Raw genomic sequence first — 2,879 nt, forward strand, 5'->3', positions numbered from 1 at the left:
CCCGAATACCAGACCGTTCCACCCGTGCAGGGAACCCCCAAGCTCCGCAGCGTCGCATAGCCAAGAGCAAGAAGAAAGCCCCCACCGCGCGGTGGGGGCCTTCTTCTGCCTGAACAACAGATTGTCACCAGCATACGTGGACGGGTGCGATCCCGTACAGCGCGCACCGACCCGACATCAACGGGTATCGCAGCAACTGTCCTCACTGCTGGCGCCTGGAGGACGGGCACCTGCGTAGCGGCCGACCTCGTACTGCGGCGGCCGGCCGGTCGCCGCGCCGCGCTTCCCATCACGACTGCGGGCCCGCGCCGGTGCGCTGCGCGGCTGCCGCAGGGTGCGGCCCTGCCGGACGGGCCCGCCGCACCACGCGCACAGCGTCGTGCCGTCGGAGGCCCTGGGGGTCTCGTAGCTCATGGCGCCGACCGTACGCCGGCCGCGGAGGCCGGCCGGGAATCGGGGTGCACGAAGTGGCGGGTTCGGCGAGCAGGGGGTGCACGAGATGGCGGGTTCGGTGGTGAAGCTGGTGAACCTCGCCGGGAACGTCTGCGCCGGTTCGCCGGCGGTGGGCTACTACCAACCCTTGACGGAGTAGGCCTGTACGGCCGCCAGTTCACGGTGGAGAACTACCGGACTGTGCTGGAGGCCGCCTCTTCGGCTCGCGCGGTAAGAGTTTTTCTACTCGGTCAAGGCTGGCGGCGCGGCCGCCGCGCGGCTCGCACTGGCGGCCGAGCCGCTCCTGTCTCCACCCCGCGTACGCCCGCCGACCCGAGCCGCAGCACTGGCCTTCCCCCATAACTCCAGTAGGGGCGGACAGGAATCCCCTCCGCTCTGGACCACCCGGGCAACCGACTCCCTCGAAGACTTCGAGGACGTAGACGCGTACCTCGCCGAGCACGGCGTACACACCAACCGCTGCTGACGCACGGCTACGCCCCCGTTGGCTGCGCCCCCTGCACCCGCCGCGCGGCAGAGGGCAAGGACGCGCGGGCCGGCCGGTGGGCGGGGCGGGGCAAGACCGAGTGCGGACTGCACGGCTGATGGCTGCTCGCCTGCTGTCGCACAACCCCTCAGGCCACCGAAGGGGCGGAGGACTGGACGGTTGCGCGCCTTGGTGTTCGCTCCCGCACTGTCCTCCTGCCCTCGCCGGGTTCTGCCGGGTGGGCACACCTACCGATGGAGGACCACATGCTGCTCGACCCGATGACCCTCGTCCTGCTCGCTCTGGTCACCGGCTTCCTGTGCGCGACCGTCGTCTGCGTCGTCGCCCTGTGCCGTGCGCACCGGACCAACACCGTCGCCCTGGTACGCGCGCTGGCCGAGCTCGTCAGCGTCTTCACCCGGTACCGGCGCAAGAAGCCGTAGCCGTGCCCGGCCTGGGTCGTCGCGTACGTCTCCGCCGGCACCCGTACGTCTCCGAGATGACGTACGCCGACGACCACCAGGAGCACGAGCAGCCGCCTGCGGCCGACCCCTCGCCGCCTTCGGCATCCGTACGAAGGCCCTACCCGCAGTTGGGTGACGGACGCCGCCGTCATCGTTCCGAGGAGGGCTTGAGCGTGACGATGGGGCTTGCCCCCTTGCAGCGGCAGGTCCTGCCCCGTGCGCGATCCGGGCCGTGCGGGGACCGCCTTCGTGCTCGCCAGGTGAGTCGGTGACGCGCCGACGGTGTTGTCGTCCCAGCTTCATGGTTGCGCTGATTTTCGGCCGTTCCGATTACGCATTGAGCCAATCCACGTGCCGAATCTGATGTGCAGATGAATCGACATTCTGGGTTGTAGAGAAGGGGAGCGGCGAGGCGCTCCAGTTGTTGGCGTCTCGCCCGTCGGACTGAATTCCGAGAAGGTCCCGTGAGGGTGTGGAAACGCCCGTTTTGCACCGACCGCGTGGCTGTGAACTGCACTAATGGCTTTCGATGTTGGCCGCATCTGCGTAACGTATGGGAACAGTCCGGCCGCTTGTGATGGTTGTGGTTCACGCCGCGGAAAATCAGGCCGCAAAGGTCTACACCGGGCGCGATGGCTTTCTGGTCTACGGGGAGGGAGCGGTACCCATGGCACGACTTGATCAGCCTGGCTGGAGCACCAGCCGGGCAGTACCTGCATTTCTAGCCCTTTGTGTTGTCCTCACCGCGGGCTGCATCTCGTCGAGCGACGCCGACAATGAGAAGGACAAGGAGGCGCAGCCCAGCGTTTCCGCCTCACCGAGCAAGTCGGCGACGCTCGATCCGTCCGAGGCCGCGAAGGCGGAGGCCCTCAGCGCTTACAAGGCGTACTGGACAGAAGTACCCAAAGCCTTTGCGGTTCCGGCGATCGAAGGTACAGACCTGAAGCGATATGCCGCGGCTGAAGCACTCAGCAAGGCCGAGGTAACCGTCGCCAACCTGACGAAGAACGGCAGGGTCATGACCGGGGAGCCGGTCGTCACCAATTCCACCGTGACCTCCGCAGAACTGGAGAAGAAGACCCCGAACGTCTCAGTGTCCAGCTGTCTGGACGTCTCGAACTGGAAGATCATCGACAAGAAGACCGGGCAGCCGGCGCCCGTGGCTTCCAGCCCGGTGAGCAAGTACGTCATCACCAGTCTCCTGGAGCGTTGGGATGGCTCCTGGAAGGTACTCAAGTACGACCTGCACGCGGACCAGCCGTGCTAGCCCGCCGGTTCGCCGTGCTCGTTCTCCCTCTCGCGGCTTCGCTTGCGTTCCCTGCTCCAGCTGCTGCTGCACTTCCTCTGTGCGACGCCGACTTCGTCTGCCCGGGTGTCGAAACGCCCGAGAACCCGGGCGGAGTCCGCCCGGGTTCTCGGGCGTTTCGACACCCGGGCAGACGAAGTCGGCGTCGCACAAAGCGGTCTCTAATAACCATCTGACGCTGCAGAACACT

The 2,879-nt window shown here is 66.9% G+C and carries 3 protein-coding genes and 1 pseudogene; 3 read left to right on the forward strand and 1 reads right to left on the reverse strand.

All coding sequences use genetic code 11. The features are described 5' to 3' along the window. Positions 1 to 177: 177 nt before the first annotated feature. A complete protein-coding gene (locus tag PV721_RS42540; protein ID WP_319734138.1) occupies positions 178 to 414 on the reverse strand; it encodes a hypothetical protein in 237 nt (78 codons plus the stop codon). A gap of 451 nt (positions 415 to 865) precedes the next feature. Between PV721_RS42540 and PV721_RS42545 the strand changes: the two are divergent. The 3 genes and pseudogenes from PV721_RS42545 to PV721_RS42555 all read left to right on the forward strand — a co-directional run. Then, a pseudogene (locus PV721_RS42545) lies at positions 866 to 1,038 on the forward strand (phosphoadenosine phosphosulfate reductase family protein); the annotation flags it as partial. Between the two features lie 147 nt (positions 1,039 to 1,185). Further along, positions 1,186 to 1,362 (forward strand): hypothetical protein, encoded by a 177-nt coding sequence (locus PV721_RS42550; protein WP_319734140.1) that lies wholly within the window; start codon positions 1,186 to 1,188, stop codon positions 1,360 to 1,362. A gap of 688 nt (positions 1,363 to 2,050) precedes the next feature. Beyond that, positions 2,051 to 2,650 carry a hypothetical protein gene (locus PV721_RS42555; protein WP_319734142.1) on the forward strand — a complete coding sequence of 200 codons (600 nt, stop codon included), beginning with the start codon at positions 2,051 to 2,053 and terminating at the stop codon, positions 2,648 to 2,650. Positions 2,651 to 2,879: the final 229 nt, after the last annotated feature.

The sequence above is a fragment of the Streptomyces sp. MB09-01 genome (assembly GCF_033794505.1).
GTDB lineage: Bacteria > Actinomycetota > Actinomycetes > Streptomycetales > Streptomycetaceae > Streptomyces.